We start from the raw sequence: 25,214 nt of genomic DNA on the forward strand, positions 1-25,214 counted from the left end.
GCCGCCGACGGCTCGCCGAGCGGAGGGGCGAACGGCGCGGGTGCCGGTCCGGTCTGCGGTCCGGGCGCGGTGTCGTCGGTCACGGTGTCCTCCTGGTGGTGCGGGCGCCCCCGAGCCTCGGAGGCGTGTCGATCAGTACCCGGTCGAGGGCATGGTCGCCGCGATCGAGAAGAGCGCGACGAACGAGATGATGGTGATGATGATCGCGACGAAGCCGATGATGACGGCGGCGAGGGCTAGGCCGCGGCCCTTCTCCCCCGTGCGCTTGATCTGCGACAGGGCGATGAAGCCCAGCACGATGCCCACGATGGAGACGAAGAACGAGGCGATGAAGCCGATGATCGCCAGGATGTTGTAGCGGTCGGACGCGGGCGTGTACGGAGTGGTCATGGAATCCCCCAGGGTCAGGAACGAGCGGATGCGGCCAAGAGTGGCAGTGGCACGATCCGCCTGTCAAAAAGCTGGACGGCGCTTGCGCGGCCCGGCCGCCGCCCGGTAGAGGCCTCAGCGGACTTGGATCTCGGTGACCGGGAGGGTCGAGTCGGCCCCGAAGCCGAGCCCCGACGGCGGATGCCCCGCCTCGATCAGCTGCGCCGCCAGTGCGGCGATCATCGCGCCGTTGTCGGTGCAGAGCGAGAGCGCCGGGATCCGCAGGGTCACTCCCGCGGCCGCGCACCGCTCCTCCGCCAGAGCGCGCACCCGGGCGTTGGCGACCACGCCGCCCCCGAGCAGGAGGCGCGGCACGCCCCGGTCGCGGCAGGCGGCGAGCGCCTTCGTGAGCAGGACGTCGGCGACCGCCTCGCGGAAGCTCGCCGCGACGTCGGCCACGGGCACCTCCTCCCCCGCGTCCTGGCGCTTCTCGACCCAGCGGGCGACCGCGGTCTTCAGCCCTGAGAACGAGAAGTCGTAGCGGTGGCGCTCGAGGTCCTTCGGCAGGCTGAGCCCGCGGGGGAAGCGGATCGCCTTCGGGTCCCCGTCCGCCGCCACCCGGTCGATCTGCGGTCCGCCGGGATAGGGCAGGCCCAGGACGCGCGCCACCTTGTCGAAGGCCTCGCCGGCGGCGTCGTCGATGGTCTCGCCGAGCAGCTCGACGTCCGACACCAGATCGCGCACGTGCAGGAGCGAGGTGTGCCCGCCCGAGACCAGCAGCGCGATCGTCGGCACCTCGACGGGGCTGCCCTCGCTGCCGTCGGCCCGGAGGACGTCGGCTCCCACATGTCCGACGAGGTGGTTCACGGCGTAGAGCGGCAGGCCGAGCGAGACGGCGAGCGCCTTCGCCGCTCCGACGCCGACCATGAGTGCGCCCGAGAGCCCCGGTCCGCTGGTGACCGCGATCGCGTCCAGGTCGCCGAGCGCGACACCGGCCTCGGAGAGCGCCGCGTGCAGGGCGGGCTCGAGCGCCTCCAGGTGCGCCCGGGCGGCCACCTCGGGCACGACGCCGCCGTAGCGGGCGTGCTCCTCCATCGAGGAGGCGATGGTGTTCGAGAGCAGCGTCGTGCCGCGGACGATGCCGATCCCCGTCTCGTCGCAGCTGGTCTCGATGCCGAGGACGAGGGGTCCGGTGCTCACGGGGTCTCCTGGGTCGGGGTCGGCGGCCGGCGCATCACGATCGCGTCCACTCCGTCGGGCTGGTAGTAGGCGGGGCGGACGCCGATCTCCTCGAAGCCCTCCGAGCGGTAGAGGGTCTGCGCGGCGGGGTTGTCGGCGCGGACCTCGAGGAAGACCTCGCGGGCGCCTCGCTCGCGGGCCGCCTCGAGGAGCGCGCGCAGCAGTCGGCGGCCGAGGCCGGTGCGGCGGACCCGGGCGACGACCGCGATCGTCTGCACGTCGCCCTCGTGAGCGCCGACGGGGCAGAGGAGCCCGGCGTAGCCGACCACCTCGCCGTCCTGCTCGGCGACCAGGTACCGGGTGTGACGGCTCCGGATCTCCTCCGCCATCATCCCGCGCGACCAGGCGTCGCCGACGAACTCGGACTGCTCGATCGCCATGACGGCGTCGAGGTCGTCCGGCTGCGCGTCGCGGAGCGCGGCCTCGCTCATGCTGTCACCCGCTTGGGGCCGGCCGACAGCGTGACGTCGGGCGAGCGGAGGTAGAGGGGCTCGTCCGCGGCACCGGGCCGACCGGCCGCGCGCAGGCGGGCTGCCACGACTCCGAGCTCGCCGGCGGAGACCGACTCGGCCTCCAGGCGTGGGAGCTCCGGATGCGGGAGGGCCGGCGGCTTGTCCAGGCCCGGGCCGGCGAGGCGGACGGGGAGTCCCTGGTCGTCGAGCCCGTCGTAGGCGCTCCAGTACAGCTCGCGGCGGCGGGCGTCGGTGACGACGAGGAAGCCCGCGGCGCGCCCGTGCCGCAGCGCGGCGAGCGCGATCGCGTCGTGCGAGACCACGGGGAGGGTGGGGACGCCGCGGCCGAGCGCGAAGGCCCGGGCGGCGGCGATCCCGACCCGGAGGCCGGTGAAGGGGCCGGGGCCCATGCCCACGGCGACCGCCTCGATGCCCCCGGGAGCCACGTCGGCCGCCTCGAGCGCCTCCTGGATCAGCCGGCCGACCACCTCCGCGTGGCGCATGGTGTCGGTCTCGGTGCGCTCCGAGCGCACGGCGCCCGAGGAGTCGACGACGGCGACGGAGGTTCCGGAGGAGGTGTCGATCGCGAGGAGCACGCGTCCAGGGTACCCGCGGGCTCAGCTCCAGCCGGTGCCGCGGAAGCGGACGGTCCGCGGCTCGATCGGCTCCTCGCCCTCCTCGGCGTCGGAGCCGGCGGTCGGCCGCTCGATGACCACGTCGAGCCAGGACTCCGCGACGCCGTCCAGCATCCCGGCCCCCCACTCCACGACGATCACAGAGCGCGCCGGATCGAGGTCGAGGTCGTCGAGCTCGACCGGCGAGCCCACGCGGTAGGCGTCGACGTGTACGAGCGGCGGCCCGTCGTGCAGCGGCGGATGCGTCCGCGCGATCACGAAGGTGGGGCTCGTCACGGGACCCCGCACGTCGAGGCCCTCGCCGAGCCCGCGCGTGAAGGTCGTCTTGCCCGCGCCGAGCGGCCCGGTCAGCACCAGCAGGTCGCCGGCACGCAGCACTCGGCCGAGCTCGCGGCCGAGCTCCGCCATGGCCTCCGGATCGGCGACCTCGACGACGCGGTCCGCGAACCAGGAGCGCTCAGGCACGGCCGTCCGCCGCGCTCAGCAGCCGCCGCTGGACCCGCGGCCCGAGCCGGGTGACCAGCTCGTAGTTGATGGTGCCGCACCACCGCGCCCACTCGTCGACCGAGGGGACGCCGGTCGTCGGGTCGCCCCAGAGCGTCACCGGGTCGCCCGTCGCGACGCTCGCATCCCCCACGTCGACGACGAACTGATCCATCGCGACCCGCCCGGCGATCCGGTGGCGGCGGCCGCCGATCGAGACCTCCGCGACGCCGGAGGCGCTCCGCGGGATGCCGTCCGCGTAGCCGAACGGCACGAGCGCGAGGGTCGTCCCGCCCTCGGCCCGCCAGGTGTAGTCGTAGCTCACGCCGGTCCCGTGGGGCACCCGGCGGACGCCGGCGACGCGGCCCTGCAGCGTCATCGCCGGGACGAGCCCGAGCTGGAGCGAGGTCTCGTCCTCGAACGGCGAGAGTCCGTAGAGGGCGATGCCGCTGCGCACCATGTCGAGGCGTGTCTCCGGGAGGCGCAGCGCCGCCGCCGTCGCCGCGAGGTGCAGGACCGGCACCTGCACCCCGTGCGCGGCCAGCACGGCCTCGGCGCGGCGGAGGAGCGCGAGCTGGACGAGGTCGTCCTCGCGCGAGGTGTTGGACAGGTGCGAGAAGAGCCCGGTGAGGTGGACGGTGCCGCGAGCGCTGTGACGGGCGAGCGACTCCGCCAGGTGCGGCCACTCCTCCTCCGCGGCGCCGTTGCGGCTGAGGCCCGTGTCGACCTTGAGCTGCACGGCGGCGCGCACACCGCGGTCCTCCGCCGACTGCGCGAGCGTGTCGATCTGGTCGACGGAGGAGACGGCGACGTCGATCGAGTGCTCGAGCGCCGCGTCGAAGTCCTCGCCGGGGTCGTGCAGCCAGCAGAGGATCGGAGCGACGACGCCTGCCTCGCGCAGGGCCACGGCCTCCCGCAGCTCCGCGGTGCCGAGGGCGTCCGCGCCGCCGTCGAGCGCCGCCTGCGCCGCAGCCAGGGCGCCGTGCCCGTACCCGTTGGCCTTGACGACGGCCATCAGCCGTCGGGCACCGGTGAGCTCGCGTAGACGCGCGGCGTTCGCCGCCATCGCGTCGACGTCGATCACCGCCTCGCGGTACGACGCAGGGACGCTCACGACTCGGCCACCACGAACGCGCAGGCCACGCCCGCGTCATGCGTCATCGAGAGGTGCACGCGCGTGATCCCCCGCGCCTCCGCGGCCGCCCGGGCCGGGCCGTGCAGCGCGAAGGACGGATTCCCGTACTCGTCCCGCTCGACGACCATGTCGTGCCACCCGGCGCCCACGGAGTCGCCGAGCGCCTTGATCAGCGCCTCCTTGGCGGCGAAGCGGCCCGCCAGTGAGGCGACGGGGAGCGAGCGTTCGCTCTCGGCGAACAGCCGGTCGCGGAGCCGGGGCGTGCGCGTCAGCGAGCGCTCGAAGCGCGCGAGGTCCACGACGTCCACCCCGATCCCCACGATCACGGCTCGATCACTCGACCGTGACCGACTTGGCGAGGTTGCGCGGCTGGTCGACGTCGAGGCCCTTGGCGGCGGCGAGCTCCATCGCGAACATCTGCAGCGGGGTGACGGCGAGCAGCGGCTCGAACAGCGGGTCGGCGAGCGGGATCGGAACGACCTCGTCGGCGATCTGGATCGCGGCCGTGTCGCCCTGCTCCGCGATCGCGATGACGCGGGCGCCGCGGGCCTTGATCTCCTGGATGTTCGAGATCACCTTGCGCTGCAGCTCGTACGACTCGCTCGGGCTCGGCACGATCACGAACACGACCTGGCCCGGCTCGATCAGCGCGATCGGGCCGTGCTTGAGCTCGCCCGCCGCGAAGCCCTCGGCGTGGATGTAGGCGAGCTCCTTGAGCTTCAGCGCGCCCTCGAGCGCCACCGGGTAGCCGACGTGGCGGCCGAGGAACAGCACCGCGCGGGTGTCGGCCATCCAACCGGCCAGCTGGGCGATGTCGTCGGAGGCGTCGAGCACGCGGGAGAGCTTCTCCGGGATCGCGGCGAGCTGGGCCGCCTGCGAGGCGACGAGCTCGGTGGAGGCGGCTCCGCGCACCGCGGCCAGGTGCAGCCCGAAGAGGTAGAGCGCCGCGATCTGGGCGACGAAGGCCTTGGTCGAGGCGACCGCCACCTCCGGTCCCGCGTGCGTGTAGAGCACGGCGTCCGACTCGCGCGGGATCGTCGCGCCCTGGGTGTTGCAGACCGAGAGCGTCTTGGCGCCGTGCTCGCGGGCGTACTTGACCGCCATCAGCGTGTCCATCGTCTCGCCGGACTGGCTGATCGAGACGACGAGGGTGCGCGGGGTGAGCACCGGGTCGCGGTAGCGGAACTCGTGGCTGAGCTCGACCTCGACGGGGACGCGCGCCCATTTCTCGATCGCGTACTTGGCGACCATGCCCGAGTAGGCGGCCGTGCCGCAGGCGATGATCGTGATGCGGTCGATCTCCGTCAGCACCGGACCGAGCGCGTCGAGCTCGGGCAGCGTGATCGCGCCCTCGTGGATGCGGCCGCGGAGCGTGTTGGCGACGGCCTCGGGGCCCTCGGTGATCTCCTTGGCCATGAAGCTCGACCAGCCGCCCTTCTCGGACGCCGACGCGTCCCAGGCGATCTCGAACGGCTCGGTCTCGACGGGGTTGCCGAAGAAGTCGGTCACCGTGACGAGCTCCGGGGTGATCGTGACGATCTGGTCCTGGCCGATGGCGACCGCGCGGCGGGTGAACTCGACGAACGCCGCGACGTCGGAGCCGAGGAAGTTCTCCCCGTCGCCCAGGCCGATCACGAGCGGCGAGTTGCGGCGCGCGCCGACGACCACGCCGGGCTGGTCCTGGTGCAGGGCGAGCAGGGTGAACGCGCCCTCGAGGTGCGCGACGACGGCCTGGAAGGCGAGCACGAGGTCGCCGGTGCGGCGGTACTCGCGGGCGATCAGGTGCGCGGCGACCTCGGTGTCGGTCTCGCTCTCGAAGACGGCGCCCTCGGCGAGCAGCTGCTCCTTGAGCGGCTGGAAGTTCTCGATGATGCCGTTGTGGATGACGGCGAGCCTGCCCTCGTCCGCGAGGTGGGGGTGGGCGTTGCGGTCGGTCGGGCCGCCGTGCGTCGCCCAGCGGGTGTGGCCGATGCCCGTGGTGCCCTCGGCCAGCGGGTGCGCCTCGAGGTCGTCGACCAGGACGCTGAGCTTGCCCGAGCGCTTGCGGCTGTCGAGCTGCCCGTCGGCGTCGATCACGGCCACGCCGGCCGAGTCGTAGCCGCGGTACTCCAGACGCTTCAGGCCCCCGAGCAGCACGGCCAGGCTGTCGCGCTCACCGACGTATCCAACGATTCCACACATGCGCTCGATTCTAAGCGGCGCGGAGGCGCCTCCCGCGGCGTCGGGCACCCGGCGGGGCGGACGCTAGGATCGGTCCCCATGCCGTCGTCTCCTCGCGATCCCGCGCGCGACGCGCACCCCTCCCCCTTCGTCGAGATCGTCCGCTCCGACTGGGCCGAGCTCGCCCGCACCACGGAGCTGCCGCTGTCGGAGACCGAGGTCGTGCAGCTGCGGGGGCTGGGCGACCGGCTGAGCCTCACCGAGGTCGCGGAGGTCTACCTGCCGCTCTCGCGCCTGCTGAGCCTGTACGCCGGTGGCGCGCGGCACCTGCACCGCGCGACGAGCACGTTCCTCGGGGAGCGCGCGCAGCCGACTCCGTTCGTGATCGGCGTCGCGGGGTCGGTCGCGGTGGGCAAGTCGACGATCGCGCGCCTGCTGCGGGAGCTGCTCGCCCGCTGGGAGGACACGCCCCGCGTCGAGCTGGTGACCACCGACGGCTTCCTGCTGCCCAACCGCGAGCTGGAGCGCCGCGGTCTGATGAGCCGCAAAGGCTTCCCCGAGTCGTACGACCGGCGGGCGCTGCTGCGCTTCGTCTCGGAGGTGAAGGGCGGGGCCGCGGAGGTGCGCGCGCCGTTCTACTCGCACCTGTCCTACGACATCGTCCCCGACGCCGAGATCGTCGTGCGGCGGCCGGACGTGCTGATCGTCGAGGGCCTGAACGTGCTGCAGCCGCCGGTGCCCGGTCACGGCCTGGCGGTGAGCGACCTGTTCGACTTCACCGTCTACGTCGACGCCCGGACCAGCGACATCGCGCGCTGGTACGAGGAGCGCTTCCTCACCCTGCAGCAGGGCGCGTTCGCGAATCCGAACTCCTACTTCCACCGATACGCGGCGCTCAGCCCGGATGAGGCCCGCGAGCGCGCGCGGAGCATCTGGGCCGCGATCAACGAGCCGAACCTGCTGCAGAACGTGCGCCCCACCCGCTCCCGCGCAAGCCTGGTCCTCCGCAAGCAGGCCGACCACACCGTCTCCTCGGTCCTCCTCCGCAAGATCTGACTGCGCCCCCGGTCGTTGTTCGCCGCCGCGCGCACCGCGCAGCCACCGACCTCGAACCCCTTCACCGCACGATCGGCGCAGGCTCGCCGCCACCCACGAGCCGTCGGCGGGAATCGCGTGCCAAGCGATTCTCGCGCGGCGGCCGCAACCCGCTCCACCCGCGCAACCACCTCGCGAAGCCGACCGCGAGGGGCCGCGCAGGGAGCGGCCCCGCAACGAACACAGCCGCGTGCCAAGCCGATTCACCCGCGGCGAACGCGACCCGCTCCACCCGCGCAACGACCTCGCGAAGCCGACCGCGAGGGGCCGCGCAAGGAGCGGCCCCGCAACAAGCACCGCCGCGTGCCAAGCGATTCCCGCGCGGCGAACGCGCCCCGCTCCACCCATCGCAACAACCTCTCCAGGCCGACCGCGAGGAGCCGCGCAGGGAGCGGCCCCTCAACGAACACAGCCGTCGTGGGAATCGCGTGCCAAGCGATTCACCCGCGGCGAACGCGCCCCGCTCCACCCATCGCAACCACCTCGCGAAGCCGACCGCGAGGGGCCGCGCAGGGAGCGGCCCCTCAACGAACACAGCCGTCGCGGGAATCGCGTGCCAAGCGATTCACCCGCGGCGAACGCGCCCCGCTCCAGCCATCGCAACCACCTCGCGAAGCCGACCGCGAGGGGCCGCGCAGGGAGCGGCCCCGCAACGAACACCGCCGCGTGCCCAGCGATTCCCGCGCGGCGAACGCACCCCGCTCCACCCATCGCGACCACCTCCCCAAGCCGACCGCGAGGAGCCGCGCAGGGAGCGGCCCAACCCACGAGCCGTCGTGGGAATCGCGTGCCAAGCGATTCACCCGCGGCGAACGCACCCCGCTCCACCCATCGCGACCACCTCCCCAAGCCGACCGCGAGGAGCCGCGCAGGGAGCGGCTCCTTAAGAACGCAGCCGCTCGAGCACGACCGCGGCGAGCGATTCGGCGAGGCGGTCGGCCGTCTCCTGCGTCTTCGCCTCGACCATGACGCGCACCATCGGCTCCGTGCCGGAGGGGCGCAGGAGCACGCGGCCGTCGCTGCCGAGCTCGGCGGTGGCGTCGGCGACGGCGGAGGCGATGACCTCGTCGTCGCGGACGCCCTCGCGGTCGACGCCGCGTACGTTGAGGAGGGTCTGCGGGAAGACGGACATGACGGCGGCCAGGTCGGCGATCGTGCGTCCGGTGCGGGCCATCTCGGCCGCGAGCTGGAGGCCGGTGAGCACGCCGTCGCCGGTGGTGGCGTAGCGGCTCATGATGACGTGGCCGGACTGCTCCCCGCCGAGCGAGTAGCCGCCGTCGTTCATCGCCTCGAGGACGTAGCGGTCGCCGACCGCGGTCTCGATGACGCGGATGCCGGCGTCGCGCATGGCGAGCTTGAGGCCGAGGTTGCTCATGACGGTGGCCACGAGGACGTCGTCGCGGAGGGCGCCGCGGCGGGCCATGGCTGTCGCGAGGATCGCCATGATCTGGTCGCCGTCGACGATGCGGCCCTCGGCGTCCACTGCGAGGCAGCGGTCGGCGTCGCCGTCGTGGGCGATGCCGATGTCGGCGCCGGCCGCGCGGACGGCGTCGGCGACGTTGTCGAGGTGGGTGGAGCCCACTCCGTCGTTGATGTTGAGGCCGTCGGGGTCGTTGCCGATGACGGTGACGGTCGCTCCGGCGTCGGTGAACACTTGGGGCGAGATGCCGGCGGCGGCGCCGTGCGCGCAGTCGATGACCACGTGCAGGCCGTCGAGACGGGTGCCCTCGAGGGATCCGAGCAGGTGGAGGACGTAGCGGTCCTCCGCGTCGGAGAAGCGGGTGATGCGGCCGACGTCGGCTCCGGTCGGCGTGAGCGGGGGGACTCCGAGGGCCGCTTCGATGCGGTTCTCGAGCTCGTCCGGGAGTTTGCGTCCGCCGGCGGCGAAGAACTTGATGCCGTTGTCGGCTGCGGGGTTGTGCGAGGCCGAGATCATCACGCCGAAGTCGGCGTTCTCGTCGGCGATGAGATAGGCGGTGGCGGGCGTCGGGATGACGCCGGCGTCGAGCACGTCGACTCCCGCGCTCGCGAGACCCGCCGCGACCGCGGCTCCGATGAACTGACCGGAGATGCGGGGGTCGCGGGCGAGCACGGCGACGGGCCGACGGCCCTCGGCCCGGGCGGCCGCTCCGAGTACACGGGCGGCCGCCTGGGCGAGGCCGAGAGCCAGGTCGGCCGTGACCTCGCGATTAGCGAGGCCACGGACGCCGTCTGTTCCGAACAGGCGCGGCATGGTGCGCAGTCCCTTCTCGAGCTGCTGGTCGTGCGGCCGTCAGGCCGCGTCGACTAGCGCTTCGAGAACTGGGACGCCTTGCGGGCCTTCTTGAGACCGGCCTTCTTGCGCTCGATGACGCGGGCGTCGCGAGTCAGGAAGCCCGCCTTCTTCAGGATCGCGCGGTTGTTCTCGCGGTCGATCTCGTTGAGCGCACGGGCGATGGCGAGGCGCAGCGCGCCGGCCTGGCCGGAGGGGCCGCCGCCGGTGATCTTGGCGACCACGTCGTAGGAGCCGATCAGGTCGAGCACCTTGAAGGGGTCGGTGATCAGCTGCTGGTGCAGCTTGTTGGGGAAGTACTCCGCGAACTCGCGGGCGTTGACGGTCATGCCGCCGTTGCCGGGGACGAGGCGCACGCGGGCGATGGCCTGCTTGCGTCGGCCCACGGCTGCGCCGGAGACGTTGAGGACGGCGCGGGGCGTCGTGGACGCCTCGGTGGCCGGGCTTTCGGTGGAGTAGCTCTCGGGAGCCACGTCGATCTGGTCTGCGATCTTCGCCACGGTGTAGGTGATCCTTTGTCTTCGAAGTCTGGGGTGTCGGGGAGGGCCGGAGCCTACTGGGCGACCTGGGTGAAGGCGTACGCCTGCGGCTGCTGGGCCGCGTGGGGGTGCTCGGATCCCGTGTAGACCTTCAGCTTGCGCAGCTGGGCGCGGCCGAGGGAGTTCTTGGGGAGCATGCCGCGGATGGCCTTCTCGACGGCGCGGACCGGGTTCTTCTCGAGGAGCTCGGCGTACGTGGTGGCCGAGAGGCCGCCCGGGTAGCCGGAGTGGCGGTAGGCCTTCTTCTGGAGGAGCTTCTGGCCGGTGAGGGCGACCTTCTCCGCGTTGACGATGATGACGAAGTCGCCCATGTCCATGTGCGGCGCGAAGGTGGCCTTGTGCTTGCCGCGCAGGAGCGCCGCGGCGTGGGTGGCGAGACGGCCGAGCACGACGTCGGACGCGTCGATGACGATCCAGTCGTGCTGGACGTCAGCCGGCTTCGGAGAAAAAGTGCGAGTCACGTGAGTGCTGCTTTCTGGTCGGAGTGAGGTGTTCGTGGATCCCGCTCCGTGGCCGTTCGACCCGCGAGGGGGCCGAACCGATCCGGTGGAGGGCTCAACTTCGGGCGCTCGGCACACGGCCGAAAACACCAAGGGTCGACATTACAGCAAAGCCCCCGTGCGGCCAAGCACGGATCGTGGCGGCAGGGGCTCCGGCGGCGGGAGGTGCGGCCCGGGCCGCCACGGGTCGCGGGGCGCGGTCGCGCGCCCTCGCCTCACTCCGAGTCCTCTGGGTCCGGCCCCTCGGTCCGCACGGTGCGCTTCGCCCGGGTGAGCAGGGCCCGCTCGGCGAGCGCGTCGTCCTCGGGGTAGTCGACCTCGCGGAGGATGAGGCCGCGGGCCGGCATCACCGCGAACGCGTTGGTCCGTCGGGCGGCGTCCCGGAGCAGCGGGACCGCCCCCGCCTCGAGCTTCCCGGCGCCGACCGCCACGCACGCCCCCACGAGGGCCCGCACCATGCTGTGGCAGAAGGCGTCCGCGCGCAGGTGGGCGTGCAGGACTCCGTCGGCGTCGCGCTCCCAGGTGAAGTCGAGCAGGCTCCGGATGGTGGTGGCCCCTGCGCGGGCACGGCAGAACGACGCGTAGTCGTGAAGGCCCAGGAGCGAGCGGGCCGCGGCCGTCATCGCGTCGAGGTCGAGGGAGTCGGTGATCCAGGTGGTGTACGTGCGGTCGAGCGGGTGGCGCATCGAGGAGGCGTCGGCCAGCCGGTACTCGTACCGCCGCCAGCGCGCCGAGAACCGCGCGTCGAACCCCTCCGGCGCCTCCGTCACCCGGTGCACCGAGACGTCGGTGTACTGCCCGAGGATCCCGCGGAGCCGCCGCTCCAGGATCGACGCGGGCGGGAACGGCTCCTCCCCCGGTCGGCGCCTGCCGCTGCTGATGCGGCCCCACTGCTCGGGGGTGAGGTCGACGTGGGCGACCTGGGCGCTGGCGTGCACGCCGACGTCGGTGCGCCCGGCGACCGTCACGGTCGGGTGCTGCTCGGAGCGCAGCACCAGGGCGAGCGACTCCTCGAGCACCCCCTGCACTGTGCGGAGGCCGGGCTGCTTGGCCCAGCCGGAGAAGTGCGAGCCGTCGTAGGCCAGGTCGAGGCGGACGCGGTGGAGCATCAGACGAGTCTAGAGCGCGCCGTGGTCGCGGCTCAGGCGACCGCGAGCGGGACGTCGACGGTCGCCAGGGCCGAGACCGCCCAGCCGACCAGCGTCGACTGCTCGCCGACCGAGGAGACGATCCGCGCCTCCCAGCCGCCTGCGAGCACGGCCAGCTCGGAGGGGGCGGAGGCGATGCCCTGCACCCAGTAGGCGGCCGTGCCCAGCGAGACCGGCACGGCGCCGAGCGCCTCGCCCGCACCGGTGAAGGTCTCGACGAGGGGCCCGCGGTGCAGCGTCAGCACGACGACCGGGTCGCCGCCGTCGACGGCGTAGGAGCACGTGTCTCCCGCGGCGGTGATCGACACGGTGCCCGCCGTCAGGCCGGCCTCCTGCTCGACGAGGGAGGCGGGGAGAGCGGTCGCGCAGTCCACACCCTCGCTCGACGGCACGGAGGACACGGTCGGTGCGGCCGACGGCACCGGGGTCGTGCTCGCGAGGCCCGCCGACTCCGGCACGTCGATCACCTCGCCGGAGGCGCAGCCGCTCACTCCGGCCGCGAGTGCCAGGGCGAGGAGCGCCGCAGCGGCCGAGGAGCGCAGTCGCACAGGAGTCCTCCGAGGATCGTCGGGGCGGACCCCGGGAGCGCCGGTCGTGACGCGGCCGCACCCGACGAGCGCAGCCGTGCCATCGTAAGCGACGATTCGCGCCACTCGGCCCCGTGGAACGACGAGAGCCCCCCGCCCCGGAGGGGACGGAGGGCTCTCGGCAGAGGGGGCGTGACTACTTGGTCGCGCCGGTCTCCTCGACAGGAGCGTCCTGCGCGGCGTCCTCGACGGGAGCGTCCTGCACGGGCGCCTCCTCGACGGGGGTCTCCTCGGCAGTGGTCTCCTCGGCGGGGGCCTCGTCCACCGGAGCGGACACGGGCGCCGTGGCGGTGCGCGACTTCTTCGCCTTGGGCGTGACGGGCTCGAGGACGAGCTCGATCACGGCCATGGGCGCGTTGTCTCCCTTGCGGGGGCCGATCTTGGTGATGCGGGTGTAGCCGCCCTCGCGCTCGGCGACGAGCGGAGCGATCTCGGTGAAGAGCTCGTGGACGACCGACTTGTCGCCGATCGTCGCGAGGACGCGACGGCGGGCGTGCAGGTCGCCGCGCTTGGCGAAGGTCACCAGGCGCTCGGCGAGCGGACGAAGGCGCTTGGCCTTGGTCTCGGTCGTCTTGATGCTCTTGTGCGTGAACAGGGCCGCGGCCAGGTTCGCCAGCAGGAGGCGCTCGTGTGCGGGTCCGCCTCCGAGGCGGGGGCCCTTGGTGGGCTTGGGCATGGGTTTACTCCAGTACTAAAGGGGTGTCAGCAGGTCGGACGCGAGGAGCCGGGGCTCCGGAGCGGAGGACCTAGATGCTCTCGTCGTCGTAGCTGTAGAAGTGGGCGCCGTCGAACCCGGGGACCGAGTCCTTGAGCGACAGGCCGAGCTCCGTCAGCTTCTCCTTGACCTCATCCACCGACTTCTGACCGAAGTTGCGGATGTTCATGAGCTGCGTCTCCGAGAGGGCGACGAGCTCATTGACGTTGTTGATGCCCTCGCGCTTGAGGCAGTTGTAGCTGCGCACCGAGAGGTCGAGGTCCTCGATGGGCATGGACAGCTCGGTCGAGAGGACCGCGTCGACCGGCGCGGGGCCGATCTCGATGCCCTCGGCCGCGTTGTTCAGCTCGCGGGCGAGACCGAACAGCTCGGTCAGCGTGCGTCCGGCGGAGGCGATGGCGTCGCGCGGCGAGATCGCGGCCTTCGTCTCCACGTCCACGACCAGGCGGTCGAAGTCGGTGCGCTCGCCGGCACGGGTGGCCTCGACGCGGTAGGTGACCTTCAGCACGGGCGAGTAGATCGAGTCGACCGGGATCTGGCCGGCCTCGGAGAACTCGCTGCGGTTCTGGGTCGCCGAGACGTAGCCGCGGCCGCGCTCGATCGTGAGCTCGAGCTCGAACTTCGCCTTGTCGTTCAGCGTGGCGATGACGAGCTCCGGGTTGTGGATCTCGACACCGGCCGGAGCCGAGATGTCCGCGGCGGTGACCTGGCCGGCTCCCTGCTTGCGCAGGTAGGCGGTGATCGGCTCGTCGTGCTCGGAGGAGACGACGAGTCCCTTGATGTTCAGGATGATCTCGGTGACGTCCTCGCGGACGCCCGGGACGGTCGTGAACTCGTGCAGGACTCCGTCGATCCGGATGCTGGTGACAGCGGCGCCGGGGATGGAGGACAGCAGGGTGCGACGCAGCGAGTTGCCGAGCGTGTAGCCGAAGCCGGGCTCGAGGGGCTCGATGACGAAGCGGGAACGGAACTCCGAGATGTTCTCCTCGGTGAGCGTCGGACGCTGTGCGATAAGCACTGATGATTCCTTTCGATCACGTGTCCGCTATATGACACGTGCGTTTGCGAGGTGTGGAGTTGTGAAAGAAATGCGCGATCCGCCGGCCGGCCGCACTCCCCGCCCGGAGGCGGTTCGTGCGGCCGGCCGACGGCTGCGAGTGCTGCTTAGACGCGACGACGCTTGGGCGGGCGGCAGCCGTTGTGCGCCTGCGGGGTGACGTCGTTGATCGAGCCGACCTCGAGGCCTGCGGCCTGGAGCGAGCGGATCGCGGTCTCACGACCCGAGCCGGGGCCCTTCACGAAGACGTCCACCTTCTTCATGCCGTGCTCCTGAGCCTGGCGCGCGGCCGACTCGGCGGCGAGCTGGGCGGCGAACGGCGTCGACTTGCGCGAGCCCTTGAAGCCGACTCCACCGGACGAGGCCCAGCTGATGACGGCCCCGGAGGGGTCGGTGATCGAGACGATGGTGTTGTTGAACGTCGACTTGATGTGGGCCTGGCCCACAGCGATGTTCTTCTTCTCCTTGCGGCGCGGCTTGCGCGCGGCCGACTTGGGGGTAGCCAATTCTGTATCTCCTCTAGGTCCGTGTCGCCCGCGTTACTTGCGGCCGGCCTTCTTCTTGCCGGCGACGGTGCGCTTGGGTCCCTTGCGGGTGCGCGCGTTCGTCTTGGTGCGCTGTCCACGGACCGGGAGGCCGCGACGGTGGCGGAGGCCCTCGTACGAGCCGATCTCGACCTTGCGGCGGATGTCGGCGGCGACCTCGCGGCGGAGGTCGCCCTCCACCTTGTAGTTGCCCTCGATGTAGTCGCGGAGCGAGACGAGCTGGTCGTCGCTGAGGTCCTTGACGCGGATGTTGCCGTCGATCCCGGTGTCGCTCAGGGTCTTGAGCGCGCGAGTGCGGCCGACACCGTAGATGTAGGTCAGTGCGACCTCCACGCGCTTCTCGCGCGGGATGTCTACTCCTGCCAGACGTGCCATTGTGGCTTCTCCTGTGAGTGAGTGGAGGTGTGAAGCAGCACCGGTGCCTCGGCCTCCGACCGAAGGTGTCCTCGCCGTCCACCCCGGGGTCGCCGGGGTGCTGCGCGATTTCTGGTGCTGCGGGTGTGTTCAGTTGTGCAGTGGGGGCGGCACGCCGCCCCTGCGCTCCCTCGCGGAAGCAGCGGGACTAGCCCTGGCGCTGCTTGTGGCGGGGGTTGCTGCTGCAGATGACCATCACGTTGCCGTGGCGGCGGATGATCTTGCAGTGGTCGCAGATGCGCTTGACGCTGGGGTTGACCTTCATTGTTCTTGTCCTTGTTTTCGCTGGCGTCGTGCTCCCGGCGGATGCCGGGGCCGTTCCTTACAGGACACGCACGTCGCGAACGTCAGCGGAGCGAACGTCTACTTGTAGCGGTAGACGATCCGGCCGCGGGTCAGGTCGTAGGGGCTCAGCTCCACGATCACCCGGTCCTCGGGGAGGATCCGGATGTAGTGCTGACGCATCTTGCCCGAGATATGGGCGAGAACTTTGTGTCCGTTGGTCAGCTCCACGCGGAACATCGCGTTGGGGAGCGCCTCGACAACCGCACCTTCGATTTCGATGACACCGTCTTTTTTGGCCATAGCCTCACTGTCGTTCGGAAGTAGTGTGTGTACTGGTCGTGCGAATGTTTCCGCGACGAGCCACCACCGGGCGAGAGCCCGGATCGGGGTTCGCGGGCATGCCGGAGCACGCGCAAAACACCAAGGGTCGATACTACGCGAATCGCGGCCGTTCCGCCACCTCGGGCGTGTCGCCCCCTCCTCCGCCTCCGCGCCCGACGCGCGCCCCCTGCCGGGCCCCGCGTCCGCCGCCGCCTAGGCTGGCTCCGTCGAGCCGGAGGGAGAGCACATGGCGCGCACGACGAGGTCAGCGACCGCGAGGCGGAGCTGGTACTCGCACCCGGTGGTGACGATCCTGGCGGCGATCGCGGTCATCGCCCTGGTGCAGACCTTCTTCGTGAAGGTGTACACGGTGCCGACCGGCTCGATGGAGAACACCCTCCAGGGCGGCGGGTTCTTCGGCGACCGCATCCTGGTCGACCGCACCCTCGCCCTCCAGGGCGGGCCGGAGGAGGGGCAGATCGTCGTCTTCTCGCGCGACGCCGACTGGGGCGCGAGCGACGAGGCCGGCAGCCCCCTCTCCGAGATCGTGAAGACCTTCGGCGACGTCACCAGCATCGGCCCCTCCCACGAGGAGTTCCTCGTCAAGAGGCTGATCGCCGAGGGGGGCCACACCGTCTCCTGCTGCGACGCCGACGGGCACGTGCTGGTCGACGGGAAGCCGCTGGACGAGTCCTACGTGTTCGAGGACTTCCCCTTCACCCCCGGGACCCTCGACTGCACGACGAGCCCCGCGTCCCTCCGCTGCTTCGACGAGTACACCGTCCCCGAGGGATCCCTCTTCGTCCTGGGCGACCACCGGTCGAACTCCAACGACTCGCTCGGCGAGTGCCGCGGCGCCGGCGGGCCGATCGACACGTGCGTGAAGACCGTGCCGATCGACAGGGTCACCGGACGCGTCTTCGCCGTGGCCTGGCCGCTCACCCGCTGGCGGCTGTTCTAGCGCTCCACCCGAGCCGCCGCAGACGACGAGGTCCCCCGCCGGAAGCAGGGGACCTCGTCGTCGTTCGCCGCCGTGCGGCCACGGGACTAGCCGCGGACGACCGCCACGACCCGGTCGAAGAGCGGATGCTCGGCCGTGAGGCCGGTGACCTCCGCCACGAACTCCTCCGGGCTGAGCGCGGTCAGCTTCTCGTGGAGCTCCACGCTCTGGGGGTCCTCGGGCACGTCGAAGCGCAGCGCGGCGCCGATCGCGGCGAGCAGTCCCTCCGGCGTGCGCCCGCGCTCGGCGAGCTCGGCCGCCGGTCCGATGAAGCGCTCGTGCCGCGACAGCTTCCGCAGCGGCTGGCGTCCCACCCGGTCGACCGTGTCGGTCAGGTACGGGTTCGCGAAGCGCTTCAGCGTCTTCTCGAGGTAGGCCTGCTGCTCCTCGTCGCTGAAGCCGTGCTTGGCCACGATGAGCGCCTTGGTGTCCTCGAGCGCGGCCTTGACCGCGTCGTGCACCTCGGGCATCGCCAGCGCGTCGGAGAGCTTGTGCGCTCCGGCCGCGAAGCCGGTGTAGGCGGCCGTCGCGTGGCCGGTGTTCACCGTGAAGAGCTTCCGCTCGATGAACGGCTCGAGGTCGTCGACCCAGGTCGCGCCCGGGATCTCCGGCTCGGTGCCCTCGAACGGAGTGCGGTCGACGACCCACTCGAAGAAGCTCTCCACCGTCACGTCCAGGCCCTGGCCCGGGTCCTGGTTGGGGACGATGCGGTCCACCGCGGTGTCGGCGAAGACGGCGCGGGTGCGCAGGCGCTCCCACTCGTCCGCACCGAGGTTCGCGGCGACCTCGGTCTGCAGGAGGCGCGTGGCGTTGATCGCGTTCTCGCAGGCCATGACCGCCAGCCGCGGCGCCGACTCGTCGCGGGCGGCGAGGCCCTTCGCGATCACGGGGGCGACGAAGCGCAGGATGTTCGGGCCGACGGCCGTGGTGACGATGTCGGCGGCGGCGATCTCGCGGACGAGCGCCTCCTCGTCGGCGGCCGAGTCGATCGCGCGGAAGCGGTCGACGACGTGCGTGGCCGCCTCCTCCCCCACCTCGTGCACCTCGTAGCTGTCGGCAGCGGCGAGGCGGCCGATCAGCTCGGAGTTGACGTCGGCGAAGACGAGCTCGTAGCCGGCGCCGTGCAGGATCAGGCCGACGAAGCCGCGGCCGATGTTGCCGGCGCCGAAGTGGACGGCGGTGGGCATCAGGAGTTGACCTCGCCCAGCAGGCTGTAGAGCGACTGCGCGTCCGGAGCGTCGAGAAGCTTCTGCACCTCGTCCTCCTCCGAGAAGATGATCGCGATCTTGGAGAGGATCTCGAGGTGCTCGTTGTCGACGCCGGCGATGCCGACGACGAAGCGCACCTCGTTGCCGTCCCAGTCGATCGGCTGCGCATAGCGCACGAACGAGAGGGCGGAGGAGCGGATCTCGTCCTTCGCGTCGTTGGTGCCGTGCGGGATGGCGAGCAGGTTGCCCATGTAGGTCGAGACGGTCGCCTCGCGGGCGAGCATGGCCTCGTAGTAGGCGGGGGTGACCGCGCCGACGCCGACCAGCATGTCGGCGGCCTCCTTGATGGCGGCCTCCTTCGTGGTGGCGGTGCCGGAGGCGTCGATCTGTCCGATGGTGAGCACGTCGCTCATGGGGTGCGTCCTTCCGTGGAGGTGCTGACAGCGAGGGAACCCGCAGGGGCGAGCGGAGCGTGTCCGCTCTGTCGCACCCTACGGGTTCCCTCCGAATGGTTGGCGTACTACTTGCCGTGCTGCTCCGCGACCAGCGAGACGACCTCGTCGTACTTCGGGCTGTTCATGAAGTTGTCCACGGAGACGTGGATGGCGCCCGGGGTGCGCTGGCGGGCGCGCTCCGTGAGCTCGGCCTGGGTGATGACCAGGTCCACGTCGTCCTCGAGAGCGGCGATCGCCTTGTTGGTGACCGTGACGTCCTCGAAGCCCGCCTTCTTCATCTTGTTCCGCAGCACCGAGGCGCCCATCGCGGACGAGCCCATGCCGGCGTCGCAGGCGAAGACGATGTTCCGGACCTGGGTCGCGGTGGCCGTGGCCCCAGCGGTCGAGGCGCCGGCCGAGTCCTGCGGAGCGTTGGCGCCGCGGGCGTTGATGAGCGAGCCGACGGCGCTCTCCTTGCCCTTGTTCGCCTCGTTGGCGGCGACGGCGGCGGCGAGCTTGTCGTCGCCCTCCTGCTCCGCGGCCAGGTCGCGCTTGCGGCCGGACCGGATGATGACCGAGGCCACCAGGAACGACACGGCGGTCGCGAGGACCACCGAGAGGATGACGCCGAGGAAGCTGTCGTTCGCGGTCTGGAGGAGCACCGCGATGATCGAGCCGGGCGAGGCGGGGGCGCGGAGGCCGGAGTTGAACGCGACGTTCGTCGCGACACCGGTCGCACCGCCGAGGATGACGGCCGCGAGCAGCGCCGGCTTCATCAGCACGTACGGGAAGTAGATCTCGTGGATGCCGCCGATGAAGTGGATGATCGCCGCGCCGGGAGCCGAGGCGCGGGCCGCGCCGACGCCGAAGAACGCGAAGGCCAGGAGCACGCCCATGCCGGGGCCGGGGTTGGCCTCGAGGAGGAAGAGGTAGGACTTGCCCGCCTCCTCCGCCTGCTGCACGCCCAGCGGCGTGAGGATGCCGTGGTTGATGGCGTTGTTGAGGAAGAGGATCTTCGCCGGCTCGATGAAGAGCGAGGTCAGCGGGAGCAGACCCGCGTTGACCAGGAACTCCACGCCCGCGCCGAGGGCGGTCGAGAGGCCGACCACGAGCGGCGCGACGCCCGCGAAGGCGAGGAGCGCGAGGAGCAGGCCGAGGATTCCGGCGGAGAAGTTGTTGACCAGCATCTCGAAGCCGGGCTTGATCTTGCCGTCCCAGATCGAGTCGACCTTCTTCATGAGCCACGCCGACAGCGGGCCCATGATCATGGCGCCGATGAACATCGGGATGCCCGCGCCGACGATGACGCCCATGGTCGCGATGGTGCCGACCACGCCTCCGCGGGCGCCGTAGACCATGCGGCCGCCGGTGTTCGCGATGAGGAGCGGGAGGAGGTAGGTGATCATCGGGGCGACGAGGCCGGTGTTGACGACGTCGGGATCCGTGCTCCAGCCGCCGAACTGCTGGACCCAGGTGGCGTCGATGCCGAGGAGGGGGAGCCATCCGGTCTGGATGAAGAGGGCCGTGATGAAGCCCCAGGCGATGAAGGCCGCGATGTTCGGCATGACCATTCCCGAGAGGAAGGTGCCGAAGCGCTGGACGTGGACGCGCGCTCCACCGCGCGTCGACGTCGCTGACGTCGTTGTCATGTGGTGTGTTCTCCGATTTCTAGGGGCGGGCGGGCGGGACGCTCCTGAGGCGTCCCGGCTCCCGAGTGGCGGGGTGGTGCAGGGGGTGGGGCTGGTGATCCGGGATCAGGAGGCTGCGATCGCCTCGGTGACCGCGGAGCGGGCGTCGACGGCGCTGTCGGCGGCGAGAGCGAGCTCCGCGTACCGCTTGGCGTCGTCGAGGGTGTGCTCGGCCAGCTCGGCGCGGACGTCGGCGAGAGCCGACGGCGACATCGAGAGGGTGGTGGCGCCGAGGCCGACGAGGACCACGGCGAGCAGCGGGTCGGCGGCGGCTTCTCCGCAGATCCCGACGGGCTTGCCCAGCGCCGCTCCCGCGCGGCCGACCTCGCCGACGAGGCGGAGCACGGCCGGGTGCCACGGGTCCTGGAACGCCGAGACCGTGCCGAGCATGCGGTCGGCGGCGAGCGTGTACTGGGTCAGGTCGTTGGTGCCGATCGAGGCGAAGTCCGCGACTCCGAGGATGCGGTCGGCGAGCAGGGCGGAGGAGGGGACCTCCACCATCACTCCGGCGGTGCGGATGCCGAGCTCCCGCGCCATCGAGGTGAAGTAGCGGGTCTCGTCCACGGTCGCGACCATCGGCGCCATGACCCAGAGGTCGGCGTCGGTCGCGGCATCGGCCTGGGCGAGGGCGGTGAGCTGGTCGCGGAGGATCTGCTCGCTGGCGCGGAGCGCACGCAGTCCGCGGAGACCGAGGGCGGGGTTCTCCTCGTGGTCGTCGTTGAGGAAGCTCAGCGGCTTGTCGGCGCCGGCGTCGAGCGCGCGGACGACGACCTTGCGGCCGGGGAACGCAGCGAGCAGGCGCGTGTACTGCTCCGCCTGCTCGGCAACCGAGGGCGCCTCCTTCGCGTCGAGGAAGAGGAACTCGGTGCGGAACAGCCCCACTCCCTCGGCGCCGAGCTCGACCGCGTTCGCAGCGCCGTCGGCCGAGCCGAGGTTCGCGAGCAGCGGCACGGCGTGGCCGTCTGCCAGCGCGCCGGGAACGACCGGTGCGGCGAGCATCTCGGCGCGCTCGGCGATCGAGGACTTCGCGGCGCCGATCTCGGCGTCCGAGGGGTTCACCGTCACGACGCCGGAGGTGGCGTCGAGGATGACGAGCTGGCCGTCCCGCAGGTCGAGGGCGCCGGTGGTGCCGACGATGGCGGTGATCGACTTCTCCCGGGCGAGGATCGCCGTGTGCGAGGTCGGCCCTCCGTCGCTGGTGATCAGGCCGAGGACCTTCTCGAGGTCGAGCAGCGCCGTGTCGGCCGGAGCGAGGTCGCGGGCGACGAGCACGAACGGCTCGTCCGACTCGGGGACGCCGGGAGCGGCGACGCCGCGCAGGTGCGCCACGACGCGCTGCGAGACGTCGTCGAGGTCGGTCGCGCGCTCGGCCATGTAGCCGCCCATCGCCACGAGCAGGTCGCGGAAGCCGGCGAAGGCCTCGTGCACGGCGCGCTCCGCGGTCTTGCCCCCGGCGATCCGCGCCTTGACGTCGTCCGCGAGGGACGGGTCCTCGGCCATCAGGGCCTGGGCGTCGAGGACGTCCTTCGCCGAGCCGCCGGCCCGCTCGCCGCGGTGGCGGATCGTCGCGGCGGTGGCGGAGAGCGACGAGACGGCGCGCTCCTCCTCCTGGGCGACGCTGCGGGTGCTGGCGGTGTCCTCGGGCTCGGGCAGCGGCTCCGGCATGCGCAGGACCGGCCCGAGGGCCAGCCCGCGTCCCACTCCGGTGCCCTGGAGCTTGGCGGAAGCGTAGGCGGTCTGAGGAGTGGACAGCGTCATGGGTGCTCGTTCCTGTCGTGCGGAGTGCGGGCGGGAGAAGAGGAGGCGGGGGCGGCGGGGAGGGAGCGGGGGGCGGGGGCCGGGAGTGAGCGGGGGCGGGTTTCGCGGGCGCCTCGTGCGAGCCGTTGAGGGTCGCCGTTGCGTTCCCGAGGCTGACGCGGTCCGTCGCCGGGTTTCGCAGGCGCCTCGTGCGACCCATTGAGGGTCGCCGTCACGCTCCAGGGGCTGCCGCGTCTATCGGCGCCGTGGGCGCCGGGGCTGGCCGCCTTGCGTGACGCTCCGCGTCACGCGTCGTGGTCGGTGGTGAGGAAGGTCGCGAGCTCCTCGAGCACGGCCTGCTCGTTGTCGCCCTCGACGCTGACGGTGAGCTCGTCGCCGTGCTCGATGCCGAGCGAGATGATCCCGAGGATCGACGCGGCGTTGACCGGGGTCGCGTCGCCCTTGGCGACGAGGACCTTCTGACCCGACTTCGCCGCGGCCTGGCTGAAGAGCGAGGCGGGGCGGGCGTGGAGGCCCTTCGACGATGCAACCTGCACGGTGCGCTCGACCATGAACGTTTCTCCTTGATCCTGCAGTCGCGACTGCATCAGTGGTGCCCGGAGTCGGGCTCGCCCGGACGGACCGGGCGGGTGGAGGAGTCCCCGTCCGCGCCTGCGACGACCGCGCGAGCGGCGAAGAGGACGGGCAGGGTCTCGAGCACGGCATCGGCACCGTGCGCTCCGAAGACATCGGGCGGGAGGAGGGCGGCCGCGGCTCCCACGAGCTCCGCACGGTGGCGGAGTCCGTCGAACTGCGACTCGAGGTGCGGCCCCACGAGGAGGACGTCGGCCTCGGGGAGGGAGTGGTCGAGACCGGTGAGGGTCTCGGAGCGGAACACGGCATCCATGCCGCGCTCCTTCGCGCCCGCTCGCAGCCGGTGGGCCAGGAACGTGCTCGACGCGCCTGCACCGCAGACGATCAGGATCTTCCGCACCTCGTTCGCCTCCTCGCGTCCGGGTCGTGATTCATCCAAGCATCCCCTCGGAGGGGCGGCACCCTCCAGCAGACAATCTTCCGCGGGGGCGGAAGACGGCCCCTTCCGCCCGCGGCGCGGGGGCTCCCGGGCGCGTCGCCGGGGTGATTGACTGACGGGACGTACGACTCGCCGCCCGCGTCCTGCGGGCCCGCGGCAGGGTCGTGGCGCTCCCGGCGCCCGCCCCGACCGCACGCCTGGAGCCTGATGCCTGACAACCGCGAACGACTGCTGGAGTACCTCTCCCGCGCCGACGGCTGGGTGACGGCGCACGAGCTCGCCGACAGGCTCGGAGTCACCACCCGCAGCGTCCGGAGCTACGTCACCGCGGTGAAGGCGCAGGCCGCCCCGCTGGAGCCGGTCGAGTCCTCCGCGAACGGCTACCGGCTCGCGCGCGAGGCGTACGCGGCGTACCTGGAGGCGCAGCGCAGCCGCGACATCGAGCCCGACACCCCGCGCGACCGGCTGTACAGCATCGTCCGCCGCCTGGTCGACTCCGACGAGGGCCTGGACGTCTTCGCCCTCGCCGACGCGCTGTCGGTGAGCGAGTCGACCGTCGACGCCGATCTGCGCCGGGTGAAGGCCCTCGCCGACGAGGCCGGCCTCGGGCTGGTCCGGCGCGGCCCGTCGGTGCGCCTCGAGGGCAGCGAGGAGGCCCGCCGCCGCCTGATCTCCAGGATGTTCCGCGACGAGAGCGCGCAGGGCGTCTTCACGCTCGACGACGTCCAGCGCGAGTTCGCCTCCCCCGGCCTCGGCGCCTTCAAGACCGAGCTGCTGGCCGAGCTCGAGACCCGCGGGTACTACATCAACGACTACGGCGTGAACAGCGTCCTCCTCCACATCGCGATCGCCGTCGACCGCGTCGCCCGGGGCATCGGGGACCCCTCCGGCTCCCGCCCCTCCCCCGCGATCCACGGCGAGCTCGCGGCCCTGCTGGCGGAGCTGGTGGAACGGCACTTCGCGACGCGCCTGACCGACGCCGAGCTCGCCCAGCTCGCGATCCTGATGACGACGCGGGTGGCGACGCCCGGGCAGAACGAGCCGGTCGCCGCCGTGGTCGAGAACTACCTCGACCCGGAGGACCTCGCCGTCGTCCGCGAGCTCGTCGCCGACGTCAACCGCGAGTACCTGGTCGACCTCGACGACGAGGGCTTCATCGTCCGCCTCGCCCTGCACGTGCGCAACCTGATCGCCCGGGCCGCCGAGGGCGGCTACTCCCGCAACCCGCTCACCCGCTCGATCAAGACCAGCTACCCGATGACCTACGAGATCGCGGTGTTCCTGGCGAGCGGGCTGCAGCGCCGGCGGGGCATCGTGGTCAACGAGGACGAGATCGCCTACATCGCCCTCCACGTCGGCTCGTTCCTCGAGCGGGTGTCCCGGCGGGAGGAGCGTCTGTCCTGCGTGATCGTCTGCCCCAACTACTACGACCTCGCTCACATGCTCCGCCTGCGCGTCGAGCGCTCGCTCGGCACCGAGGTGGAGGTGCGCTCGCTGATCACGCGGAGCGACGTCGACTGGGACCGGCTCACCGCCGACCTCGTGATCACCACGATCGACGAGCGCCCCGCGTCCGATGACGTCGTGGTGGTGCAGCCGTTCCTCACCGACCACGACGTCGAGACGGTGCGCCGGGCCATCGCCCGCGTCCGCCGGCACCGCCGCCGCGCGCAGATCAAGGACGAGCTGCTGCAGTTCTTCGACGAGGGGCTGTTCTTCCGCAACGTGCACGCGCGCGACGAGGCGGCGATGATCCGGATGTTGGGCGAGCGGATGATCGCCGGCGGCATCATCGACGAGGACTACGTCGACGGCGCCATCGAGCGCGAGCGGATGAGCTCCACGGCGTTCACCGACAACCTCGCGGTCCCGCACGCGATGGCGATGAGCGCCCGCCGCACCTCCATCGCGATCGTCGTGAACGACACCGCGATGGAGTGGGGCGAGCAGCGGGTGAACGTGATCGCGATGATCGCGTTCGCCTCGGCCGGCCGCAGCACCTTCCAGTCGGTGTTCGACCAGTTCGTCGAGGTGTTCGCCGACCGGGCGGAGGTGCAGCGCCTCATCCGGCGCTCCACGGACTTCGGCGGCTTCATCGAGGAGCTGGTGCGGGTGATCGACAGCTAGCCGACACCCGCACTCCGGGTGGAGCCGGAGGGCCTG

At 71.7% G+C, this 25,214-nt stretch carries 28 protein-coding genes; 3 read left to right on the forward strand and 25 right to left on the reverse strand.

Annotated elements, in window-relative coordinates; all coding sequences use genetic code 11:
- Positions 1-132: 132 nt before the first annotated feature.
- The 8 genes from C5B93_RS10950 to glmS all read right to left on the reverse strand — a co-directional run bounded on the left by C5B93_RS10950 (position 133) and on the right by glmS (position 6,494).
- Entirely contained in the window at positions 133-390 is a 258-nt protein-coding gene (locus tag C5B93_RS10950; RefSeq protein ID WP_104225014.1) for a DUF4190 domain-containing protein, read from the reverse strand.
- Between the two features lie 114 nt (positions 391-504).
- The gene (gene tsaD, locus C5B93_RS10955; protein ID WP_104225013.1) at positions 505-1,569 is read right to left on the reverse strand and encodes a tRNA (adenosine(37)-N6)-threonylcarbamoyltransferase complex transferase subunit TsaD; all 1,065 of its coding nucleotides are present in this window, start codon (positions 1,567-1,569) and stop codon (positions 505-507) included.
- Positions 1,566-2,039 carry a ribosomal protein S18-alanine N-acetyltransferase gene (rimI, locus tag C5B93_RS10960; protein WP_104292481.1) on the reverse strand — a complete coding sequence of 158 codons (474 nt, stop codon included), beginning with the start codon at positions 2,037-2,039 and terminating at the stop codon, positions 1,566-1,568. Before rimI ends, tsaD begins: the two co-directional genes overlap by 4 nt.
- On the reverse strand, positions 2,036-2,656 hold the full coding sequence (tsaB, locus tag C5B93_RS10965) for a tRNA (adenosine(37)-N6)-threonylcarbamoyltransferase complex dimerization subunit type 1 TsaB (RefSeq protein WP_104251126.1): 621 nt from the start codon (positions 2,654-2,656) through the stop codon (positions 2,036-2,038). Before tsaB ends, rimI begins: the two co-directional genes overlap by 4 nt.
- A gap of 21 nt (positions 2,657-2,677) precedes the next feature.
- Entirely contained in the window at positions 2,678-3,103 is a 426-nt protein-coding gene (gene tsaE / locus C5B93_RS10970) for a tRNA (adenosine(37)-N6)-threonylcarbamoyltransferase complex ATPase subunit type 1 TsaE (protein ID WP_104227417.1), read from the reverse strand.
- A gap of 49 nt (positions 3,104-3,152) precedes the next feature.
- Positions 3,153-4,292: an alanine racemase gene (alr, locus tag C5B93_RS10975; protein WP_181068382.1), complete on the reverse strand. Its 1,140-nt coding sequence runs from the start codon at positions 4,290-4,292 to the stop codon at positions 3,153-3,155.
- Positions 4,289-4,639 carry a holo-ACP synthase gene (locus C5B93_RS10980; protein ID WP_104292482.1) on the reverse strand — a complete coding sequence of 117 codons (351 nt, stop codon included), beginning with the start codon at positions 4,637-4,639 and terminating at the stop codon, positions 4,289-4,291. The genes alr and C5B93_RS10980 overlap by 4 nt, the downstream gene beginning before the upstream one ends.
- 7 nt (positions 4,640-4,646) lie before the next feature.
- A complete protein-coding gene (glmS, locus tag C5B93_RS10985) occupies positions 4,647-6,494 on the reverse strand; it encodes a glutamine--fructose-6-phosphate transaminase (isomerizing) (RefSeq protein ID WP_104227413.1) in 1,848 nt (615 codons plus the stop codon).
- Between the two features lie 78 nt (positions 6,495-6,572).
- Between glmS and coaA the strand changes: the two genes are divergently transcribed.
- Entirely contained in the window at positions 6,573-7,529 is a 957-nt protein-coding gene (coaA, locus tag C5B93_RS10990) for a type I pantothenate kinase (RefSeq protein ID WP_104234153.1), read from the forward strand.
- A 922-nt stretch (positions 7,530-8,451) separates the two neighbouring features.
- Here the strand turns inward: coaA and glmM are convergent.
- From glmM to infA, 11 genes are all read right to left on the reverse strand, one after another.
- Entirely contained in the window at positions 8,452-9,801 is a 1,350-nt protein-coding gene (glmM, locus tag C5B93_RS10995; RefSeq protein ID WP_104251130.1) for a phosphoglucosamine mutase, read from the reverse strand.
- Between the two features lie 53 nt (positions 9,802-9,854).
- Positions 9,855-10,340 carry a 30S ribosomal protein S9 gene (gene rpsI, locus C5B93_RS11000; RefSeq protein ID WP_104225004.1) on the reverse strand — a complete coding sequence of 162 codons (486 nt, stop codon included), beginning with the start codon at positions 10,338-10,340 and terminating at the stop codon, positions 9,855-9,857.
- A gap of 53 nt (positions 10,341-10,393) precedes the next feature.
- Positions 10,394-10,840, reverse strand: coding sequence for a 50S ribosomal protein L13 (gene rplM / locus C5B93_RS11005; protein ID WP_104225003.1), 447 nt, complete (start codon positions 10,838-10,840; stop codon positions 10,394-10,396).
- A 254-nt stretch (positions 10,841-11,094) separates the two neighbouring features.
- On the reverse strand, positions 11,095-11,988 hold the full coding sequence (locus C5B93_RS11010) for a tRNA pseudouridine(38-40) synthase TruA (RefSeq protein ID WP_104238770.1): 894 nt from the start codon (positions 11,986-11,988) through the stop codon (positions 11,095-11,097).
- Positions 11,989-12,020: 32 nt separating this feature from the next.
- On the reverse strand, positions 12,021-12,575 hold the full coding sequence (locus C5B93_RS11015; protein WP_104292483.1) for a hypothetical protein: 555 nt from the start codon (positions 12,573-12,575) through the stop codon (positions 12,021-12,023).
- A gap of 175 nt (positions 12,576-12,750) precedes the next feature.
- Complete coding sequence (gene rplQ, locus C5B93_RS11020) at positions 12,751-13,290, reverse strand: 50S ribosomal protein L17 (protein WP_104225000.1); 540 nt, start codon at positions 13,288-13,290, stop codon at positions 12,751-12,753.
- A gap of 70 nt (positions 13,291-13,360) precedes the next feature.
- Complete coding sequence (locus tag C5B93_RS11025) at positions 13,361-14,347, reverse strand: DNA-directed RNA polymerase subunit alpha (RefSeq protein ID WP_104224999.1); 987 nt, start codon at positions 14,345-14,347, stop codon at positions 13,361-13,363.
- Positions 14,348-14,493: 146 nt separating this feature from the next.
- Positions 14,494-14,892 carry a 30S ribosomal protein S11 gene (gene rpsK / locus C5B93_RS11030; protein ID WP_055787170.1) on the reverse strand — a complete coding sequence of 133 codons (399 nt, stop codon included), beginning with the start codon at positions 14,890-14,892 and terminating at the stop codon, positions 14,494-14,496.
- Positions 14,893-14,925: 33 nt separating this feature from the next.
- A complete protein-coding gene (gene rpsM / locus C5B93_RS11035) occupies positions 14,926-15,306 on the reverse strand; it encodes a 30S ribosomal protein S13 (RefSeq protein WP_068251511.1) in 381 nt (126 codons plus the stop codon).
- 187 nt (positions 15,307-15,493) lie between these two features.
- On the reverse strand, positions 15,494-15,610 hold the full coding sequence (gene rpmJ, locus C5B93_RS11040; RefSeq protein ID WP_055787164.1) for a 50S ribosomal protein L36: 117 nt from the start codon (positions 15,608-15,610) through the stop codon (positions 15,494-15,496).
- Positions 15,611-15,708: 98 nt separating this feature from the next.
- The gene (gene infA / locus C5B93_RS11045; RefSeq protein ID WP_022883252.1) at positions 15,709-15,930 is read right to left on the reverse strand and encodes a translation initiation factor IF-1; all 222 of its coding nucleotides are present in this window, start codon (positions 15,928-15,930) and stop codon (positions 15,709-15,711) included.
- 268 nt (positions 15,931-16,198) lie between these two features.
- Here infA and lepB point away from each other — a divergent pair, with 268 nt between their 5' ends.
- Positions 16,199-16,912: a signal peptidase I gene (gene lepB, locus C5B93_RS11050; protein ID WP_104251134.1), complete on the forward strand. Its 714-nt coding sequence runs from the start codon at positions 16,199-16,201 to the stop codon at positions 16,910-16,912.
- An 86-nt stretch (positions 16,913-16,998) separates the two neighbouring features.
- On the opposite strand, the gene C5B93_RS11055 is transcribed toward lepB, so the two are convergent.
- The 6 genes from C5B93_RS11055 to C5B93_RS17275 form a co-directional block, all read right to left on the reverse strand.
- Complete coding sequence (locus C5B93_RS11055) at positions 16,999-18,138, reverse strand: mannitol-1-phosphate 5-dehydrogenase (protein WP_104251135.1); 1,140 nt, start codon at positions 18,136-18,138, stop codon at positions 16,999-17,001.
- Positions 18,138-18,572, reverse strand: coding sequence for a PTS sugar transporter subunit IIA (locus tag C5B93_RS11060; protein WP_104224996.1), 435 nt, complete (start codon positions 18,570-18,572; stop codon positions 18,138-18,140). The genes C5B93_RS11055 and C5B93_RS11060 overlap by 1 nt, the downstream gene beginning before the upstream one ends.
- Positions 18,573-18,679: 107 nt before the next feature.
- Positions 18,680-20,242, reverse strand: a complete 1,563-nt coding sequence (locus tag C5B93_RS11065; protein WP_104251136.1) for a PTS mannitol transporter subunit IICB — start codon at positions 20,240-20,242, stop codon at positions 18,680-18,682.
- Positions 20,243-20,347: 105 nt separating this feature from the next.
- On the reverse strand, positions 20,348-21,946 hold the full coding sequence (gene ptsP, locus C5B93_RS11070) for a phosphoenolpyruvate--protein phosphotransferase (protein WP_104233916.1): 1,599 nt from the start codon (positions 21,944-21,946) through the stop codon (positions 20,348-20,350).
- Between the two features lie 377 nt (positions 21,947-22,323).
- Positions 22,324-22,590 (reverse strand): HPr family phosphocarrier protein, encoded by a 267-nt coding sequence (locus C5B93_RS11075; RefSeq protein WP_104224553.1) that lies wholly within the window; start codon positions 22,588-22,590, stop codon positions 22,324-22,326.
- A 35-nt stretch (positions 22,591-22,625) separates the two neighbouring features.
- Positions 22,626-23,051, reverse strand: coding sequence for a PTS sugar transporter subunit IIB (locus C5B93_RS17275; RefSeq protein ID WP_181065531.1), 426 nt, complete (start codon positions 23,049-23,051; stop codon positions 22,626-22,628).
- 207 nt (positions 23,052-23,258) lie between these two features.
- Here C5B93_RS17275 and C5B93_RS11085 point away from each other — a divergent pair, with 207 nt between their 5' ends.
- Entirely contained in the window at positions 23,259-25,178 is a 1,920-nt protein-coding gene (locus C5B93_RS11085; protein ID WP_104292484.1) for a BglG family transcription antiterminator, read from the forward strand.
- Positions 25,179-25,214 lie beyond the last annotated feature (36 nt).

This window comes from Rathayibacter sp. AY1A2, assembly GCF_002930935.1.
Taxonomy (GTDB): Bacteria; Actinomycetota; Actinomycetes; order Actinomycetales; family Microbacteriaceae; genus Rathayibacter.